This is a genomic window from Corynebacterium lehmanniae, from assembly GCF_043161975.1.
Lineage (GTDB): Bacteria > Actinomycetota > Actinomycetes > Mycobacteriales > Mycobacteriaceae > Corynebacterium > Corynebacterium lehmanniae.
Genome location: NZ_CP170998.1, coordinates 414,737 through 432,056, shown reverse-complemented (window position 1 = coordinate 432,056; position 17,320 = coordinate 414,737). Strand labels below are relative to the sequence as shown.

16 protein-coding genes are annotated in these 17,320 nt (G+C 64.0%); 5 read left to right on the top strand and 11 right to left on the bottom strand.

What is annotated here, in order from left to right:
- Positions 1–114: 114 nt before the first annotated feature.
- The 6 genes from qcrB to ctaC form a co-directional block, all read right to left on the bottom strand.
- On the bottom strand, positions 115–1,746 hold the full coding sequence (qcrB, locus tag ACF3NP_RS02080) for a cytochrome bc1 complex cytochrome b subunit (RefSeq protein WP_239306636.1): 1,632 nt from the start codon (positions 1,744–1,746) through the stop codon (positions 115–117).
- Entirely contained in the window at positions 1,746–2,966 is a 1,221-nt protein-coding gene (gene qcrA, locus ACF3NP_RS02075; protein ID WP_181888757.1) for a cytochrome bc1 complex Rieske iron-sulfur subunit, read from the bottom strand. Before qcrA ends, qcrB begins: the two co-directional genes overlap by 1 nt.
- On the bottom strand, positions 2,963–3,811 hold the full coding sequence (gene qcrC, locus ACF3NP_RS02070; protein ID WP_181888758.1) for a cytochrome bc1 complex diheme cytochrome c subunit: 849 nt from the start codon (positions 3,809–3,811) through the stop codon (positions 2,963–2,965). The genes qcrA and qcrC overlap by 4 nt, the downstream gene beginning before the upstream one ends.
- 63 nt (positions 3,812–3,874) lie before the next feature.
- Positions 3,875–4,495, bottom strand: coding sequence for an aa3-type cytochrome oxidase subunit III (ctaE, locus tag ACF3NP_RS02065; protein ID WP_239306639.1), 621 nt, complete (start codon positions 4,493–4,495; stop codon positions 3,875–3,877).
- Between the two features lie 404 nt (positions 4,496–4,899).
- Positions 4,900–5,331 carry an aa3-type cytochrome oxidase subunit IV gene (ctaF, locus tag ACF3NP_RS02060; RefSeq protein ID WP_239306640.1) on the bottom strand — a complete coding sequence of 144 codons (432 nt, stop codon included), beginning with the start codon at positions 5,329–5,331 and terminating at the stop codon, positions 4,900–4,902.
- A gap of 18 nt (positions 5,332–5,349) precedes the next feature.
- Entirely contained in the window at positions 5,350–6,444 is a 1,095-nt protein-coding gene (gene ctaC / locus ACF3NP_RS02055) for an aa3-type cytochrome oxidase subunit II (protein ID WP_392398893.1), read from the bottom strand.
- 345 nt (positions 6,445–6,789) lie between these two features.
- On the opposite strand from ctaC, the gene asnB reads away from it, so the two are divergent.
- Complete coding sequence (asnB, locus tag ACF3NP_RS02050) at positions 6,790–8,712, top strand: asparagine synthase (glutamine-hydrolyzing) (RefSeq protein WP_392398892.1); 1,923 nt, start codon at positions 6,790–6,792, stop codon at positions 8,710–8,712.
- Positions 8,713–8,773: 61 nt separating this feature from the next.
- On the top strand, positions 8,774–9,760 hold the full coding sequence (locus ACF3NP_RS02045) for a S41 family peptidase (protein WP_239306643.1): 987 nt from the start codon (positions 8,774–8,776) through the stop codon (positions 9,758–9,760).
- Between the two features lie 64 nt (positions 9,761–9,824).
- Here the strand turns inward: ACF3NP_RS02045 and ACF3NP_RS02040 are convergent, their stop codons facing one another.
- Positions 9,825–10,169, bottom strand: a complete 345-nt coding sequence (locus tag ACF3NP_RS02040) for a HesB/IscA family protein (protein ID WP_034998489.1) — start codon at positions 10,167–10,169, stop codon at positions 9,825–9,827.
- A 140-nt stretch (positions 10,170–10,309) separates the two neighbouring features.
- Between ACF3NP_RS02040 and ACF3NP_RS02035 the strand changes: the two genes are divergently transcribed.
- Together ACF3NP_RS02035 and ACF3NP_RS02030 are read left to right on the top strand one after the other, a co-directional pair.
- Positions 10,310–11,032, top strand: coding sequence for a DUF3043 domain-containing protein (locus ACF3NP_RS02035; RefSeq protein ID WP_269952033.1), 723 nt, complete (start codon positions 10,310–10,312; stop codon positions 11,030–11,032).
- Between the two features lie 3 nt (positions 11,033–11,035).
- Positions 11,036–12,022: a nicotinate-nucleotide--dimethylbenzimidazole phosphoribosyltransferase gene (locus tag ACF3NP_RS02030; RefSeq protein WP_392398891.1), complete on the top strand. Its 987-nt coding sequence runs from the start codon at positions 11,036–11,038 to the stop codon at positions 12,020–12,022.
- Here ACF3NP_RS02030 and ACF3NP_RS02025 read toward each other — a convergent pair.
- Positions 12,019–13,125 carry a branched-chain amino acid aminotransferase gene (locus tag ACF3NP_RS02025; protein ID WP_269952031.1) on the bottom strand — a complete coding sequence of 369 codons (1,107 nt, stop codon included), beginning with the start codon at positions 13,123–13,125 and terminating at the stop codon, positions 12,019–12,021. The genes ACF3NP_RS02030 and ACF3NP_RS02025 overlap by 4 nt on opposite strands.
- Positions 13,126–13,195: 70 nt before the next feature.
- Between ACF3NP_RS02025 and ACF3NP_RS02020 the strand changes: the two genes are divergently transcribed.
- Complete coding sequence (locus ACF3NP_RS02020) at positions 13,196–14,683, top strand: leucyl aminopeptidase (RefSeq protein WP_392398890.1); 1,488 nt, start codon at positions 13,196–13,198, stop codon at positions 14,681–14,683.
- Between the two features lie 112 nt (positions 14,684–14,795).
- Here ACF3NP_RS02020 and ACF3NP_RS02015 read toward each other — a convergent pair whose 3' ends face one another.
- The 3 genes from ACF3NP_RS02015 to ACF3NP_RS02005 form a co-directional block, all read right to left on the bottom strand.
- Positions 14,796–15,809 (bottom strand): DDE-type integrase/transposase/recombinase, encoded by a 1,014-nt coding sequence (locus ACF3NP_RS02015; protein WP_181889614.1) that lies wholly within the window; start codon positions 15,807–15,809, stop codon positions 14,796–14,798.
- Positions 15,788–16,699, bottom strand: coding sequence for a hypothetical protein (locus ACF3NP_RS02010; RefSeq protein ID WP_181890113.1), 912 nt, complete (start codon positions 16,697–16,699; stop codon positions 15,788–15,790). Before ACF3NP_RS02010 ends, ACF3NP_RS02015 begins: the two co-directional genes overlap by 22 nt.
- A gap of 184 nt (positions 16,700–16,883) precedes the next feature.
- Positions 16,884–17,279, bottom strand: coding sequence for an oxidoreductase (locus ACF3NP_RS02005; RefSeq protein WP_392398889.1), 396 nt, complete (start codon positions 17,277–17,279; stop codon positions 16,884–16,886).
- Positions 17,280–17,320 lie beyond the last annotated feature (41 nt).

Here is a 17,320-nt window from a genome sequence, read left to right as displayed (position 1 = left end):
TAAATCTCCTGTGGTCTTTGTCACATGGCCTTGTTTACGCGTTTGTAACAAAGCAAAACCCCCTCTCCCATAGCCGGGAAAGGGGGTCAGCTTGCGACCGCAAGAGCGCTATTTTTACTCTGCGCTCTCGTGAGTTGCGTCGCGGTCGGAGCGATCCTTCGTCGCCTCGAGCGCACGCATCGTCTCGACGGCCTCGTGGTGCTTCTGCTCCTCAGCGTCGCGCACACGCTCAGTGACGCCGAGCTCCGCCGGGGAGAACTTGCCGATGGTGTCGGAGTCCGCGAAACCGAGCTGGTTCATCTGCTTCGGCACGCGGGCACCTGCATACTCCAGCGGCACCGGGTGGCCGTGCTCGTCCACCGGGCCCAGCGGCTGGTGGATCTCCACGAACGCGCCGTTGGGCAGGCGCTTGATGACGCCGGTCTCGATACCGTGCTCGAGGACCTCGCGGTCAGAGCGCTGCAGGCCGATGCACAGGCGGTAGGTGATGAAGAAGGCCAGCGGCGGCAGCACGATCAAGCCGATACGGCCGACCCAGGTCATCGCATTGAGCGAGATCTGGAAGAAGTGCGCCACGTGGTCGTTACCACCGGAGAGGGTCAGCAACAGGAAGAAAGTCAGGCCCATCACGCCGACGCCGGTACGCACCGGAACATCGCGCGGACGCTGCAGCAGGTTGTGGTGGGCGGTGTCGCCGGTGACCTTCTGCTCGATGAACGGGTAGGTGATCAGCAGCACGACCATCAGGGCACACAACATAGCAACCCAGAATGCGCCCGGGATGGTGTAGTTGCCCAGGTAGAGCTCCCACGCCGGCATGACACGGGCGGCGCCGTCCGTCCACAGCATGTAGATATCCGGCTGGGAACCAGCGGACACCTGGGACGGGTTGTACGGGCCAAGGTTCCAGATCGCGTTGATGGAGGTGAGACCAGCCATGCCAGCCAGCACCGCGAAAACGACCATCATGTAGCCGATAGCTTCGGTTGCGAACACCGGCATGATGCGCACGCCGACGACGTTGTTCTCGGTGCGGCCCGGACCCGGGAACTGGGTGTGCTTCTGGAACCAAACCAGCGCGAGGTGAGCCGCAACCAGGGCGAGGATGATGCCCGGCAGGATCAGCACGTGGAGGATGTAGAAGCGGTCCAGCATCAGGTCGGACGGGAAGTCGCCGCCGAAGATTGCCCAGTGGATCCAGGTGCCGATGATCGGCAGGCCCAGGATGATCGCGGACATGATTCGCAGGCCGACGCCGGAGAGCAGGTCGTCCGGCAGGGAGTAGCCCATGAAGCCCTCGATCATGCCCAGCAGCACCAGAGTGACACCGATGAGCCAGTTGGCCTCACGCGGGCGACGGAACGCGCCGGTGAAGAACACGCGCATCATGTGGGCGAACATCGCCATCATGAACATCAGCGCGGCCCAGTGGTGCATCTGGCGGACAAACAGGCCGCCGCGGACGTCGAAGGAGATATCGAGCGCGGTTGCGTACGCGCGGGACATTTCGACGCCGTTGAGCGGCAGGTACGCACCGTCGTAGATGACCTTCGTGATGGACGGGTCAAAGAACAGTGCCAGGTAGATACCGGTCAGCAGCAGGATGATGAAGCTGTACAGCGCCATCTCACCGAGCATGAAGGACCAGTGGGTCGGGAAGACCTTGTTCAGCTGCGGGCGCAGCACGCCCGAGATTGTGTAGCGCGAATCAACGTTGTCCGCGACTTGCTCAAGTTTAGTGCTCATTAGGACTGACGCTCCCAGAATGCCGGGCCGACGGGCTCAATGAAGTTCCCGTTGGCGATGAGGTAACCGTCTTCGTCAACAGTCACAGGCAGCTGCGGCAGTGCGCGGGCGGCCGGGCCGAAGACCGGCTTGCCGTACTGCAGCGCGTCGAACTGCGACTGGTGGCACGGGCACAGGATGCGGTTGGTCTGAGCCTCGTACAGCGAGGTCGGGCAACCGATGTGCGTGCAGATCTTGGAGTAGGCGTAGTAGTCGCCGTAGTGGAAGTCCTCCTGGCCTTCGCGCTCAACCGCCTTTTGCGCGTCTTTGGAACGCAGGCGGATGAGCATGACCGGGTTACGCGGACCGTGGATCGAGTGCATGTGGTGCTCGTAGACGTCGCGGGTCGGATCGTAATCGTCGCCGTCGTTGACGTCCTCCGGGTAGAGCGGGAACACCGTTTCCATTGCGGCTGCCGCGAGGTCCTCCGGGCGCATGCGCACCAGGCGGGACACACCCGCGGTGGTGTAGTGCGAGCCGGTTTCGCCCTCGTGCAGCTCGGCGATAGCGCCGGTGTCGCGGCCGAGGTAGACCTTTACTCCCTTGTCCTGGATGGTCCAGCCGTGGGTCCACAGGGTGCCGTCGCCGTGGTAGTCCAGCTCGTGGCGGACCTTCCACGGGTTCTTGATCGCGCCGCCGAGGGGAGCGATGACCATCAGGCCGGCGAGAACGCCAGCGGTGCCGAGCAGGCCCTTCAGTGCCGAACGACGGCCGAGGGTCGATGTCTCCCATGCGTCGTTCAGCAGCGCGGTGGTGGTGCGGCGGTCCAGCTCGCTGGAGCGGCCGTCGTGGCGGCGCTGCACTGCGATCTCTTCCGGCACAAACTTCTTCACGTACTGGATGATCGCCACGCCGAGGCCAACAAACGCCAAAGCCGCGGTCAGGCCAAGCAGCGGGGTGTAGAGGGTGTAGACAAACAGACCCTCATCACCGTGGAACTTCGGGTGCCACGGCCAGAACAGGTAGACGCCGAGGAAGGCCAGCGCGGAAATGATCGAGATAGTCAGCCAGATGCCGATGCCGGCAGCAGCGGACTTCTCGCGCGGATCGCCCTCGACCGGGAAGCGCTCCTTGCGGTACGCCACCGTGACATCGTCGAGCTCGGTGCCCAGGGCAGCCAGCTCCGCATTGCTCATGCGGTCCAGCTCTTCCTTCGTGTAATTCTTCTTCACATCACTCATGAGCGAGATCCAATCCACATAGCAGCGGCAGCGACCAGGGTCACGCCGATGATCCACATCGCCATACCTTCAGAAACCGGGCCGAGGCCACCGAGGGCGTAGCCGCCCGGGGACGGGGTTTCCTTGGTGGACTTGATGAAGGCGATGATGTCCTTCTTCTCGTCAGCGGAGAGCTGACGGTCGGAGAACTTCGGCATGTTCTGCGGACCGGTGAGCATGGCCTGGTAGATCTCCTGCTCGTTGGCCGGATCCAGTGCGGGCGCGTACTTACCGGAGGACAGTGCGCCGCCGCGGCCGGTGAAGCTGTGGCAGGAAGCGCAGTTCAGGCGGAACAGCTCGCCGCCGCGGGCGACGTCGCCTTCCTGGATCTTGCCGTCGTAGTCCTTGCCGCGGAGCTCCTCCATGGCAAGCGAGCCGTCCTCGTTGTACACCAGCTCCGGGCCACCGCCGTTCGCTGCGACGTAGGCAGCGAGGGCGAGAGCCTGCTCCTCGGTGTAGCGCGGGCGCTTGCGTTCCGCCTGCGCGTCGTTGGACATCATCGGCATACGGCCGGAGTTGACCTGGAAGTACACGGCGCCTTCGCCGGTACCGATGAGCGACGGACCGCGGTCCTGAACGCCCTGCAGGTTTGCGCCGTGGCAGGTGATGCAGGCGATGTCGTAGAGGTCCTTGCCCTCCTGGATCATCGCTTGCTCATCACGGGCCGCCGTTGCCACCTGTGCGTTCGGGGTCAGTGCGGACGCGAGAAGCCCCGCGCCGGTCAACCCCAGCGTCAAGGCCGCAGCGCCAGCGAGCGTGCGCTGCGTCTTGCGTCCCTGGCGCTTCTTCTTGGGTGTGTTTTCCATTGTGTTCCCTTTATCGACTTTTCAGAACTTTTCCGCTCCCCCAGGCATTCACCTGGAAGAGGACTACTGAACGATGTAGATGGTGATGAACACGCCGATCCAGATGGCATCGACGAAGTGCCAGTAGTAGGAAACTGCCATTGCGGCGGTTGCCTGAGCCGGGGTGAACTTCGACTTGGCCACGCGCAGCAGCACCACGATGAACGCGATGATGCCGGCGGTCACGTGCGCCATGTGGAAGCCGGTGATGATGTACACCACCGAACCGAAGACGGAAGACTGCGGCGTAACGCCGGCCGTGACCATCTCGGTCCACTCGAAGGCCACCAGGCCGAGGAAGATGACGCCCAGCACAATGGTCACGGTGAACCACTTGCGCAGGCCGAACACGTCACCCCTCTCGGCGGCGAACACACCGAACTGGGAGGTGAAGGAGGACGCGATCAGCACGGCGGTGATGATTCCGCCGAACACGATGTTGAGATGATCGGTCTGGGTGCTCCAGTCACCGTTAGCGAGGCCGTTTGCGCGCGACGTGAAGTACATCGCGAACAAACCGGCAAAGAACATGAGCTCTTGGGCGAGGAACGCAATCGTGCCCACGCTGACCATGTTCGGACGGTTCAGCGCTGGGACGCGATTCTGCGGCGTCGCCATATCTTGGTTTGTCATTGCGGTCGTCACGGATGAGATTATCCCCTATTTCGTCCTGATATTCATCTCACTCACCCCCGCAATTTTCCTGTGAACTCGCGCGCAACCAGCACCTTTTCGCACGGCCCGTATTGCGGAAAAACTTTTTTCAATTTCCCGGGAACTTTTCTGCCTCATATCCGACTAGAACGATGCTGGTCATCGCATCGGGTGCACGCCTACTGCCCTACCTCGCAGAATTGGCCGACAATTTTCTGGCCGGCTCTCCCGCCCTCAAAAAGTTCCCCGGTGTGCCTGATCTCACATCTCCCGCGGCTTGCCCGCCCGTGCAAAATGGGGGACAAACTTTCGGATGATCGGACCATTTTCGGCCGTCGAACGCGAAAATTCCCCCGCCGCGACCCATCGCGGCGGGGGAATTTTCGTTTCAGCGTTTAGTGCTTCTCGCGCGGAATACCGTACTGCAGGCTCAGCATGGTGGTGGCCCAGATCAGGAACACCGCACCAAGGGCGAGCAGCCATAGCTGCCAGAAGGCAATGCCCAGGCCGAGCACGCAGATCGCCATCGCCATCGTGAACGGCCAGATGGAGCTCGGGGAGAAGAAGCCGAGCACGCCGGCGCCGTCTTCGATCTCCGCCTCTTCCCAGTCCTCCGGGACGATGTCCATGCGGCGCTCAGTGATGCTGAGGTAGCCGCCCAGCATGAAGGAGAAGACGGTGGCAAGTACGAGGCCGACCGAGCCGATCCACTCGATACCGAACAGGTACGCGTCCTCGCCGATCCACGTCGTAGCGAGGATGTAGAACACGGCCATCAAAGCAAGGAAGGTGCCGATGGCGTAGAAAACCTTTGATCCAGTTCCCATGGCTTCGCTCTCTCTTTCTTAAACGTTCGCGTTCGGGTCGACAGTGTTGTTGCCGTCGCGGGTCGCATCGCGCTGGGTGACGAACGGACGGGTGGAGGTTGCGTACGGATCCTCGCCGATGGACTTCAGTGCCTCGGAGTTCGGTGCGTCCGGGTTGTCGCGGCGGAACTGGATGTACTGCTCGAACTTCTCCGGGCTCACGGCGCGGACCTCGAAGTTCATCATCGAGTGGTAGGTGCCGCACATCTCGGCGCAACGGCCGACGAATGCGCCTTCCTTCTCAATGCGCTCGATCTGGAACGCGCGCTGCTGCTGGTTGTTCTCCGGGTGCGCGTAGACGTCGCGCTTGAACAGGAACTCCGGAACCCAGAACGCGTGGTTCACGTCGCCGGAGGCGAGGCGGAACTCGATCGCGGTGTCGGTCGGCAGCACCAGCACCGGCACCTCTTCGGTGGAGCCGATGGTCTCAATCTCGTTGAAGTTGAGGTAGGACTGGTCGCCCATGGAGGTGCCGTGAATCGGGTTCGCGTTGTGCATGTCCTCCGGGTCGTACTTAGTTTTCTCGGCGAGCGCCTGACGCTCGGAGTCCAGACCGTCGTAGTCCTTGCCGTCCTCGGTCAGGTCGCCGGCAACGTTGGCGTAGCCGAACTTCCAGTTCCACTGGTAGCCGGTGACGTCCACGGTCACCTTCGGATCCTTGTCCAGGGCGGTGGTCTTCGTCTGCGCCTGGACGGTGAAGAAGAACAGCACCATCACGATGATGATCGGCACGACGGTCAGCCCCAGCTCGAGGCCGATGTTGTACTGCGTCTGGCGCGGGAACTCGCCGGCGCCGCTCTTCGCGCGGGCCTTAGAGTTCCAGCGGACGATGGCCATGATGAACAGTCCCCACATGATGATGCCGATAATCCAGGCGGCAACCCAGGTCCAGACCCAGAAGTTGTACATCTGGGTGCCCTCCGGGGTGACCGGGTCCGGCCAGCCCATGTCGAGGATGTTTGCGACCGCCTCCGGCGCAGCGACGTCACAGCCAGCGAGCCCGAAGCTGCCGAGCAGGAGCGCTGCCGCGACGCCGGCCTTCTTGGCGAAACCGCGGTTTACTTCCTTATCCACGTGTGTCTGCCTTCCTGTCCACACTAAAAACACTGAATGCCCATGTTCGTGACAGAACATTCCTACGGGGTCAGAATAGTTCATCCGGCATAGCCCGTCGGAATCTAGAAAGTGGGGGTTGCGGTGGGCGCCGGAGGAACGTCGATAAGCAAGTGCTTAGCGACGATAAAGCTTCGCCCGGCAGACGAAGCCGTGAAAAAGTTCATCCTTAAGTTGGCCCCCTTATGGGGCACGGCGAAAGTTGGGCGGTTCCGGTTCACGAAAACCGGGTGCCAAACCTTATTGTTGAGGGGACTTCCCGCCGCGTGAAAACGGCGCACCTTATATATACGGAGAGGTTTGAGTATGTGTGGCCTTCTTGCCCTGCTTACCGCGGACGCAAACGCAGCCAAGTTCGTTGATTCTGTCGAGCGCGCCCTGCCGTGCATGTACCACCGCGGCCCGGACGCCGCCGGCACCTGGAACGACGACAGCGCCGTGTTCGGGTTTAACCGCCTGGCCATCATCGACATCGAGCACTCCCACCAGCCGCTGCGCTGGGGACCGGCGGACAACCCGGAGCGCTACGCGCTGACGTTCAACGGCGAGATTTACAACTACATCGAGCTGCGCGAGGAGCTGCAGGCCGCCGGCTACACCTTCAACACCAGCGGTGACGGCGAGCCGATCGTTGTGGGATACCACCATTGGGGCGCGAACGTTGTCGAGCACCTGCGCGGCATGTTCGCCTTCGTCATCTGGGACACCGAAACGCAGACGATGTTCGCGGCGCGCGACCAGTTCGGCATCAAGCCGCTGTTCTACGCCACCACCGACGAGGGCACGGTCTTCGCCTCCGAGAAGAAGTCCATCCTGGAGATGGCGCCGGAGCTCGGTCTAGGTCTCGACCTTGACCGCCGCGCGATCGAGCACTACGTGGACCTGCAGTACGTGCCCGAGCCGGAAAGCCTGCACAGGGAGATCCGCCGCGTCGAGTCCGGCTGCACCGTCACCTTGAAGCCGGGCGGGAAGGTGCACTCGGACCGCTACTTCAAGCCGCACTTTAGGTCCCAGCCGGTGCCGAAGGGCAAGGAGCAGGACCTCTACGACCGTATCGCGCGTGCGCTGGAGAACTCCGTGGAAAAGCACATGCGTGCCGACGTCACCGTGGGCTCCTTCCTCTCCGGCGGCATCGACTCCACCGCGATTGCCACCCTGGCGAAGCGCCACAACCCGAACCTGCTCACCTTCACCACCGGCTTCGAGCGCGAGGGCTACTCCGAGGTGGACGTGGCCGCCGAGTCCGCCGAGGCGATCGGTGTGGAGCACATTGTGAAAATTGTCTCCCCCGAGGAGTACGCGGACGCGATCCCGAAGATCATGTGGTACCTGGACGACCCGGTGGCGGACCCGTCGCTCGTGCCCCTGTTCTTCGTCGCGCAGGAGGCCCGCAAGCACGTGAAGGTGGTGCTCTCCGGCGAGGGCGCGGACGAGCTGTTCGGCGGCTACACCATCTACAAGGAGCCGCTGTCGCTCGCGCCGTTTGAGAAGCTGCCGGGCGCGCTGAACAAGGGGCTGAACCGGCTCAGCCGCGTGCTACCGGAGGGCATGAAGGGCAAGAGCCTGCTCGAGCGCGGCACCACCCCGATCGAGGACCGCTACTACGGCAACGCCCGCTCCTTCAACTTCGACCAGCTCCAGCGTGTGCTGCCGTGGGCGAAGCGCGAGTGGGACCACCGCGAGGTCACCGCCCCGATCTACGCCGCGTCCACCGAGATGGACCCGGTGGCCCGCATGCAGAACCTGGACCTGTTCACCTGGATGCGCGGCGACATCCTGGTCAAGGCCGACAAGATGAACATGGCCAACTCCCTCGAGCTGCGCGTTCCCTTCTTGGACAAAGAGGTCTTCGAGGTCGCCCAGACCATCCCGTTCGACCAGAAGATCGCCAACGGCACCACCAAGTACGCGCTGCGCAAGGCGATGGAGCAGATCGTGCCGCCGCACGTTTTGCACCGCAAGAAGCTGGGCTTCCCGGTGCCGATGCGCCACTGGCTCGCGGGCGACGAGCTCTACGGCTGGGCGCAGGACACCATCCGCGAGTCCCAGACCGACGACATCTTTGCCAAGGACCAAATCCTGGAGATGCTCAAGGAGCACCGCGACGGTGTTTCCGACCACTCCCGCCGCCTGTGGACGGTGCTGGCGTTCATGGTCTGGCACGGCATCTTTGTCGAGCACCGCATCGACCCGCAGATCGAGCACAAGGACTACCCGGTCCAGCTCTAGCGCAGCCATTTTCCGGCGAATCTGGCTGCCGGCATGACGGCTGCCTGGTTCAATGGTTTGCATGTCAACTGCACGGAAAGTCCTCATCGCAGTAGCCGGCGTCCTCGGCGCGCTGATACTTGTCGCCGTCGCCGCCGCGTTCGTCTACGGCCCCACCATGACCGCGAAGTTTTCGGGAACCGCGCGATTCTGGGGCACGGACACACCACGCCGCTACGCAAAGACAGTGTTGGATCTGTCGGAGGAGGGCATCTACGGCGACTCCGAGGAGTTCCGGGCCGCGCGCGCCGCAGCCGAAGATGCGGTTCAGGGGGCATCTTCGCGTGACGACGTCCGCTCCGCCCTCAACGATGCCGTGAAGGCTGCCGGCGGCAAGCACTCCAAGCTCATCGAGCCTGGTGCCGAGCAGGACAACGCAAGTGAAGCGGACACCCGCTCCCCGTCTGTGAATGTCAAAGACGGCGTGGCCTGGGCGACGGTGCCCGGTGTGGGCCGCCACGACGACGGCCAGCATTACGCCGACACGCTTGCCAAGGGGCTGGCTGCCGCTCGCGACGGCGGTGCCTGCGGCGCGGTGGTGGACCTCCGCGGCAACGACGGAGGCGACATGGGGCCGATGCTCGCCGGGGTCTCTCCCCTACTGCCGGACGGCACAGCACTGGAGTTTGTCTCCAACGCGTACTCCAGCCCCGTGACGATCGAGGGCAACGGGGTGCGCGGCGGCGGTAGTCCGACGACTACCTCCGGCGGCAAGTGGGACGCGCCGGTCGCAGTGCTTGTCGACGGCGATACCGCTTCCTCCGCCGAAGCGACCATGCTGGCGTTCCGAGGCTTGGACCACGCCAAGAGTTTCGGCACCCCGACAGCCGGCTACGCCTCAGCCAACATGGTCTACGACTTCCCCGATGGCAGCGCACTGATGCTGACCATTGCGAAAGATAAGGCACGCACCGGCGAAGTTTTCTCCGAAGACCCGATCCAGCCCGATGAGCCCGGCGGCGAAGACGCAGCCCTCGCGTGGCTCGCGGCCGAGCACAGCTGCGCATAAGACGCGAAAAAGCTCCGCACTGTGTGACGGTGCGGAGCTTTAGTCGTCGATAAGCACGAAGTGCTTAGTTGAAGCTGTCGCCGCAGGCGCAGGCGGAACCCGCGTTCGGGTTATCGATGGTGAAGCCCTGCTGCTCGATGGTGTCCGCGAAATCGATGGTGGCGCCCATGAGGTACGGCACGCTCATCTTGTCCACGACCAGGCGCACGCCGCCGACCTCGTCGGCCTTGTCGCCGTCCAGGTCACGGTCGTCGAAGTAGAGCTGGTAGCGCAGGCCGGCGCAGCCGCCCGGCTGGACAGCGATACGCAGGGACAGGTCGTTGCGGCCCTCCTGATCAAGCAGGGCCTTCGCCTTCGCAGCGGCGGCCTCGGTGAGGTTCACGCCGGTGGTAGAGGTGGGGGCAGTCATTGCAGTCTCCTTCGTGCCTCGACTCAAGTCTTTCGATGTGGAGTGGCGCCCATGCTACGCGCCACTGGCCATGCACAGTGCAACCGGTAGGCGTGCCGGGTTATTCCACTCCCGCACGCGGGCCTTGTAGCCTAATGAGCGTGAAACTTCCCTGGCAGAAAACCGAGCAGAGCGCAGACGCGGCGCAGGGCTCGACGAAGGTCGAGTTGCCTGAGGCCGACAAGGCTGTCACCACGGCCGAGGCCGAGCAGACGGGGGAAAAGCTCCCTAAGGGCTACACCCCGCCGAAGGGCCGCCCGACGCCGAAGCGCATCGACCAAGAGATCAAGCGCGGCGTGGTGCGCGACCCGAACGCCGCCACCCCGGCGCAGATCCGTCAGCGCGAAAAAGAGCTGAAGAAGACCATGTCCAAGGAGGAGTGGAAGGCGCACAAGAAGCAGGTGCGGGAGGAAAACCGCGCCCGCAACCGCGAGATCCAGGCCCGCATGGACGCCGGCGACGAGCGCTACCTCACCGAGCGCGACCGCGGCGAGGTGCGCGGGTTCGTGCGCGACTGGGTGGATTCCAAGCGCTTCTTCAACAACTACGTCATGCCGGCCGCGCTGGTGCTTTTGCTGATCATGCTGATCGGCACCTGGCTGCCGCGCGTGTCCGCGGTACTGTCGCTGTTGAGCCTGCTGTTTATGCTGACCATCTTCATCGAGGGCTTCATCATCGGCATCCGCGCCAACCGCGCGGTGCGCGAGAAGTTCCCAGAGGCCGACACCGGCTTCGGCCTGGGCATGTACGCCTTCTCCCGCGCCACCCAGCCGCGCAACTGGCGCACCCCGAAGCCGCGCGTGGCCGTGGGCGAAAAGGTCTAGGCCATGCAGTTTCCGCCGGTTGACGCCCCGAAGCAGTCCCACGGCCACGCCGTCGCCGACGCGTTGGCAGGCTCTGCCGCGGGGCTGGCGCTGGGCAGGCTGGGCTCTCTGGCGTCCAGGATCGCCTCGGTGCAGGGCAAAGACGTCCCCGCCCCGTTCGCCCGCCCGCGCGTGGTGGTCGTGGCGGGCAAGCACGGCGTTGCCGCGCGCGGCGTGTCCGCGTGGACCGACGACGCCGGCGACGTGCAGGCCGAGCAGCTGCGCGCCGGCGGCGGCCCGGCCCACGCCGCGGCACGCCTGGCGGGTGCGACGTTGCGCTTCATCGGCGACTACCTGGATTCCCCCACCGGTGCCATCGATGTGGAGCCCGCCACCTCCCCCGAGGTGTTCGACGCCGCCCTCGCCGCCGGCGCCGAGGTGGCGGACAACGAGATCGATTCGGGCGCGGACCTGATCATCCCCGGCGACATCGGGGTGGGCAACACCACCGTCGCCGCGGCGGTCTACGGCGTATTCACCCGCACCGAGCCGGTGAAGGCCATCGGCCGCGGCTCCGGCATCAACGACAAGGTGTGGAAGATCAAGGTCGCCGCGGTGCGCGACGCGATGTTCCGCGTGCGCGGCTTCCGCGAGGACACCGAGCGCGTCTGCGCCGAACTGACCGGCCCGGACTTCGCGTTTTTGGTCGGGCTGATCGCCCAGTCCGCCGCGCGCCGCACCCCGGTGCTCATCGGCGAGGCCTACCCTGCCCTCGCCGCCTACGTGGCCGAGCGGCTCGCCCCCGGCACGAAGGACTGGCTCATTGCCGGCCAATCCACCACCGAACCGGCCCATGCCGGCTGCCTCGAGGCACTCAATCTCACGCCGGTGCTGGCGCTGGAAATGAAAACGGGCCAGGGCGCAGGGGCCCTGGCCGCGCTTGGTCAGCTCAACCTCGCCGCTGAGTTGGCGGGTGAGGTGCTGGCCGAAGGTGCGTCGATAGGCAATTAGCTCTCGATGAGCACGGTGTTCCAGCCGTGGGTGTCCTCCGCGTCGCCGGTCTGGATGCCGCGCAGGCGCTCGCGCATGGCCATGGTGATCTCGCCGGCCTCGTTGTTGTTCACCGTGAATTCGCCCTCGTTGGACTTCACGGTGCCCACCGGGGTGATCACGGCCGCGGTGCCGCACGCCATGGTCTCGGTGATCGTGCCGTCGGCAACGCCGGAGCGCCACTCTTCCACCGTGATTTTGCGCTCCTCGGTGGAGTACCCCAGGTCCTCGGCCACCTGCAGCAGGGACTTGCGGGTGATGCCCGGCAGCAGCGAACCCGACAGCGCGGGGGTGATGATCTTCGCGTCCGCGTCCGAGCCCTCGACGAACATGAGGTTCATGCCGCCCATCTCCTCGATGTACTTGCGCTCGATGGCGTCCAGCCAGACCACCTGGTCGCAGCCCTTCTCCGCCGCCTGCTGCTGCGCGAGCAGGGAGGCGGCATAGTTGCCGGCGAACTTCGCATCACCCGTGCCGCCGGGGGCCGCGCGGACATAGTCCTCGGAGATCCAGACGCTCACCGGCTTGATGCCACCGGAGAAGTACGCGCCGGCCGGCGAAGCGATGATGTAGAAGCTGTAGCTCGAGGACGGCTTCACGCCCAGCGTCTTCTCCGTGCCGATCATGAACGGGCGCAGGTACAGCGACGCCTCGCCGCCAGCTTCCGGCACCCAGGCCTTGTCAATGTCCACGATCTGGCGCACCGCCTCCAGGAAGACCTCCTCCGGCAGCTCCGGCATGGCCATGCGCGCAGCGGAGTTGTTCAGGCGCTTCGCGTTCTGCTCCGGGCGGAACGCGGTGATGCTGCCGTCCGCGTGGCGGTAGGCCTTCAGGCCCTCGAAGATGGCCTGGCCGTAGTGGAACACGTTGGATGCCGGATCCAGCGAGATCGGCTCGTAGGCGCGCACCTGCGCGTTGTGCCAGCCTTCGTCCTCGGTCCAGTCGATGGAGACCATGTGGTCCGTGAACTGCTGGCCAAACGCCGGGTCTTCGAGGATCTTCGCGCGCTCCGCGTCGGGGGTGGGGTTCGCGGTGGGGGTGATTGTGAATTCGATCTCAGCCATACGGACCAGGGTACTCCCCTTATTCAGTACCCTCACAGGGTGTAATTGCCCGCACAACGAAAGGACATCCATGGCCTTCGACATCAGCCTCCCCGCCCGCGGCACCACGGTGCGCACAACGCTTGGCACCACTGCCCCGGAAGGTGCGGCGCTGCTTATCCCCGTCGCCAACGGCGAGGACGGCATCGAGGTCCCGGTCACCGCACTCGCCCCGAAGGGTTTGCTGGAGGCGCTGGTTGCGGTCGGTGCCAAGGGCACCGAGGGCGAGGTGACGCGTCTGCTTATCGACGGCTCCCTGGTCACCGCATTCGGCCTCGGCGACGCCGCCGAGATCGATGACGAAGCCGTCCGCCGCGGCGTCGGCGCGGCCGCGCGCGCGTTGAACGACGTGGAGCGCGCCGCCATCTCCGCCGAGTTCGGCGTCGCCCCCGTGGTGGAGGGCCTGCTTTTGGGCGGCTACACCTACACCGGCCTGAAGTCCCAGGCAGAGGTGCTAGACGACGAGAACACCGACGCCGAAACGCCGCAGACCACCGAGGTCACCGTCGTCGGCGCCGACGAGGCCGAGTACAACGCCGCCGTGATTGTCGCCGAGTCCGTGAACCTGGCGCGCGACCTGGTCAACACCCCGGCGAACTACCTCTACCCGGAGTCCTACGCCGGCGTCATGGGCGAGGTCGCCCAGGCTGCCGGCCTGGACATCGAGGTGCTCGACGAGGCCGCGCTGGAGCAGCAGGGCTTCGGCGGCATCCTGTCCGTGGGCCGCGGCTCCTCGCGCCCGCCGCGCCTGGTGCACCTGACCTGGGCGCCGTCCGGGGCATCTCAGAAGGTCGCGCTGGTGGGCAAGGGCATCACCTTCGACACCGGCGGCATTTCGCTGAAGCCCGGCTCCGGCATGGAGGACATGATCTCGGACATGGGCGGCTCCGCAGCCCAGCTCGCCGTCATCGCCGCGGCGGCGCGCCTTGAGCTGCCGGTGCGCGTCGACGCCTGGCTGCCCTTGGCGGAGAACATGCCGTCCGGCACCGCCACCCGCCCGGGCGATGTAATCACCCATTATGGCGGCATCACCAGCGAGGTCATCAACACCGACGCCGAGGGACGCCTCGTACTTGCCGACGCCATCGCCCGCGCCTGCGAGGACGCCCCCGCCTACCTCATCGAAACGGCCACGCTCACCGGCGCGCAGTTAGTGGCGCTGGGCAACCGCACCGCAGGCGTGATGGGCTCCGATAAGTTGCGCGACCTCATCGCCGAGACCGGCCGCGGCGTGGGCGAGCAGGCCTGGGCCATGCCGCTTCTGGAAGAGCAGGAGGACGAGCTGAAGTCCCCCATCGCCGACATCCGCAACACCCACAACGCGCGCACCGGCGGCATGCTGTTTGCGGGCCTGTATCTGTCCCGCTTCGTGCCGGAGGACGTCGAGTGGGCGCACGTCGACGTCGCCGGGCCCGCCTGGAACGGCGGCACCCCCTACGGCTACACCCCGAAGCGTGCCACTGGCGCGCCTGTGCGGACGATTGTGGAGACGTTGTCGCGCCTCGTCGATAAGCAATAGCTTTTTACGCCCCGGCGCTCGCAAGATCTGACAACAGCCCTACATTTCCGCAGTTCGCCACGGGCCGAATTCGGCAGCGCTTTGTGTCAAGTGGTTGTGAACAGTTTCTGGTTCAGGCGACGGTAAGTGTGGGTGATTGTGGGCGGGTTTTGGTGGTTGTGCGGATGATGGTGACCTCTTTGGGTAGTCCGGTCGGTGTTTTGGGCATTGCGGTGATGAGTCCGGCTTCGAGTGCGGCACGTGCTGCGTTGATGCGGTTGGTTTCGTATTGCTTCCAGGTACCGTCGAGCACGCTTTGCGGGGTGTAGCCGTTGATGCCGCTGTGGGGCCGGTTGTTGTAGTGCCTGGTAAAGCGGGCTACCCATTGGGTGGCGGCGTCGATGTCGGCGAAGGCTTTCGGGTAGTACGCAAATCCCTTCATGGTGTGGAACAGTGACTCCATCTGGGGGTTGTCGTTGCTTGTTGCCGGCCGGCTAAACGATGCGTCAACGTCGTGTTTGGCGAACACTCGCTTTAAGGCGTTGCTTCGCATAGCTGCCCCGTTGTCGGAGTGCACGGTTTGCACTGTGGGGTAGCGCGTCAAGATGTCGTCGAAGAGTTTGGATACACCGCGTGCGTCTTCGCGGTGGGTGACCAACGTGCCGATCACGGCGCGTGAGTACAGGTCGATGATGGTGTGGCAGGCGTAGTTTTCGTTGACGAACGGGCCAGGCAGGAATGTGATGTCCCAGCACAGCACTTGTGCTGGTGCAGTAGCGACGACATGTGGTGGCTGGTTGTTGCCGCGTTTCGACCTGCGTTTGGTGCGAGTGCAGTTACGGTGCTTCAACAGTCTGTTGTGCTTGCGGGCGATGCGGTAGAAGCTGCTCAAACTGGCGACGTAAACGCCGTGGTTATAGGCGTTGTAGAACACATCGTCCACGCTCGATTGCGGGTTGGCGTCCAGCTGGGCGAGGATCTTATCGACGTGTTCCTGTGTGAGCCGGGCGATGTTGCGTTCGTGGTGGGCAATCGGGTTGGCGGTTTTCGGCCGCGGGTTGGATTCGTAGTAGATCCGGCTGCGGCTGACTCCCAGCAACACACACGCCCGGGAAGTGGAGTGGCCTAATCCGACAAGGGCGTCGATGAGTCGTTGTTCTTCTTGTCGACCAGCTTCATAGCGTCGCGTTTCGTCTTCGGATAGGCGTTTTCCTCCGCGTCGTAGTCCACGCCAGGAAGATCGGGCATGGACGCTAAAGCTTTTCCCAACACATCACTGGTTTTGACCCATTTATCCAGTTCTTGTTCTTGCCGGGTGAGTTTGCGGTTGGCTTTGGCGAGTTCTTTTTTCAACCGTTCGTTTTCCCGAATCATCGCCTCAACCTGGCGACGTGACTGCGTGAGGTCATCTGAGGTGCGTTTTCCCACTGTTCCTGCCTTTCGTTTATGCGTGTAATGCGCGATCGACCCGTCTGCGACCATGGTGGCCCACCGCAGCACTGTCCGGTGGCACAGATCATGCCTGGCGATAAACGCCTCCTTTTCACCGTAAGGAAGCGAAAGGTAGCGCTGCACCAGCGACGTCACCGCCGCGGCGTCGAGCACCGCTGGCAGTTCCTCGTCGCCGACCGACGCTGCCTTTTGCTGCGCGCAGGTCAAAAGCCCAAGCTGTTGGCCCCACCGAAAGATCTTGGCTCCATACAGCCCATGGCGATCAAGCCAGATACCTTTCGCCCCATACGGCAACTGGCGATAGATCGTGACCATCTGTCGCTTCTGAGCGGCAGTAAAATCCAACCCCCGCGAATACGGCTGGCACGCTGTAAACACAACCGCGCCAGCCTGCGGCATAACCAGGTCATCCTCGTCGAGGACCTCGCCAGGAGACAGCACCGTCACCGCAAGGGACAACACATCATCAGCGCGAAGCCTCCGCCTGGGCAGGCGACCGCTTCGAACCTGTTGACCACCGACCGAAGCTGCCTCGGACAGCACGTCCGGCTCCGGGATCAACACTGGAACATCGAGCAAAGTCATGAACAAAACCTCCTACGGATCGTTGTTCACAACCAGCCTGACAGAGAGGGCAGAATGTCAACTTTTACGAGGTTGTCCGCAATGCGGAGCCCGCAAACGGCGTCTTTTGTACGAATCAACAACGCCCCGGCGTTTTCCCAGGTGGGAAACCAGCACGCCGGGGCGTTTTGTCGATTCGTACAAACTAGCCGTAGGGGTTTTCGCCGCGCTCGAACCGGGCGCGGCGCTGCTTTTGCTCCTCGCGCTTGCGCAGGATGCGCTCCTGCTCGATCTTTTTGCGCATGCGGTCGGGATAGCCGGTCTCCTCGACGTCGTAGAGCATGATGCTCAGCATGTCGGCCACCTGGTCGATGCCCTTGGGCCCGCCGATGCGGCGGCGGGTGTAATTGCCCTTTTCGTCGACGAGGACGACAGACATCTCGTTGACCATCGTTTCCGGCTCGACAAAACCCTCCACATACGCACGGCCGACGACCCAGTCGCGCAGGTACTGCGCATCGTCGGCGCGAATCGTCTCCCCCGGCGCGCGCGGCGGTTTAAACGTCGTGGACTTCTTGCCTTTGCCGAACAGGTTGAACACGTCACACATCATACGGTGCACCTGGGGCAGAAAAGGTCACC

Coding starts and splice junctions, on each gene's coding strand:
- asnB (WP_392398892.1), top strand. CDS start 6,790: ATGTGTGGCCTTCTTGCCCTGCTTACCGCGGACGCAAACGCAGCCAAG.
- ACF3NP_RS02030 (WP_392398891.1), top strand. CDS start 11,036: ATGCAGTTTCCGCCGGTTGACGCCCCGAAGCAGTCCCACGGCCACGCC.
- qcrC (WP_181888758.1), bottom strand. CDS start 3,811: ATGGAAAACACACCCAAGAAGAAGCGCCAGGGACGCAAGACGCAGCGC.
- ACF3NP_RS02020 (WP_392398890.1), top strand. CDS start 13,196: ATGGCCTTCGACATCAGCCTCCCCGCCCGCGGCACCACGGTGCGCACA.
- ACF3NP_RS02040 (WP_034998489.1), bottom strand. CDS start 10,169: ATGACTGCCCCCACCTCTACCACCGGCGTGAACCTCACCGAGGCCGCC.
- ACF3NP_RS02045 (WP_239306643.1), top strand. CDS start 8,774: ATGTCAACTGCACGGAAAGTCCTCATCGCAGTAGCCGGCGTCCTCGGC.
- ctaF (WP_239306640.1), bottom strand. CDS start 5,331: ATGGGAACTGGATCAAAGGTTTTCTACGCCATCGGCACCTTCCTTGCT.
- qcrA (WP_181888757.1), bottom strand. CDS start 2,966: ATGAGTGATGTGAAGAAGAATTACACGAAGGAAGAGCTGGACCGCATG.
- ACF3NP_RS02010 (WP_181890113.1), bottom strand. CDS start 16,699: ATGACTTTGCTCGATGTTCCAGTGTTGATCCCGGAGCCGGACGTGCTG.
- ACF3NP_RS02025 (WP_269952031.1), bottom strand. CDS start 13,125: ATGGCTGAGATCGAATTCACAATCACCCCCACCGCGAACCCCACCCCC.
- qcrB (WP_239306636.1), bottom strand. CDS start 1,746: ATGAGCACTAAACTTGAGCAAGTCGCGGACAACGTTGATTCGCGCTAC.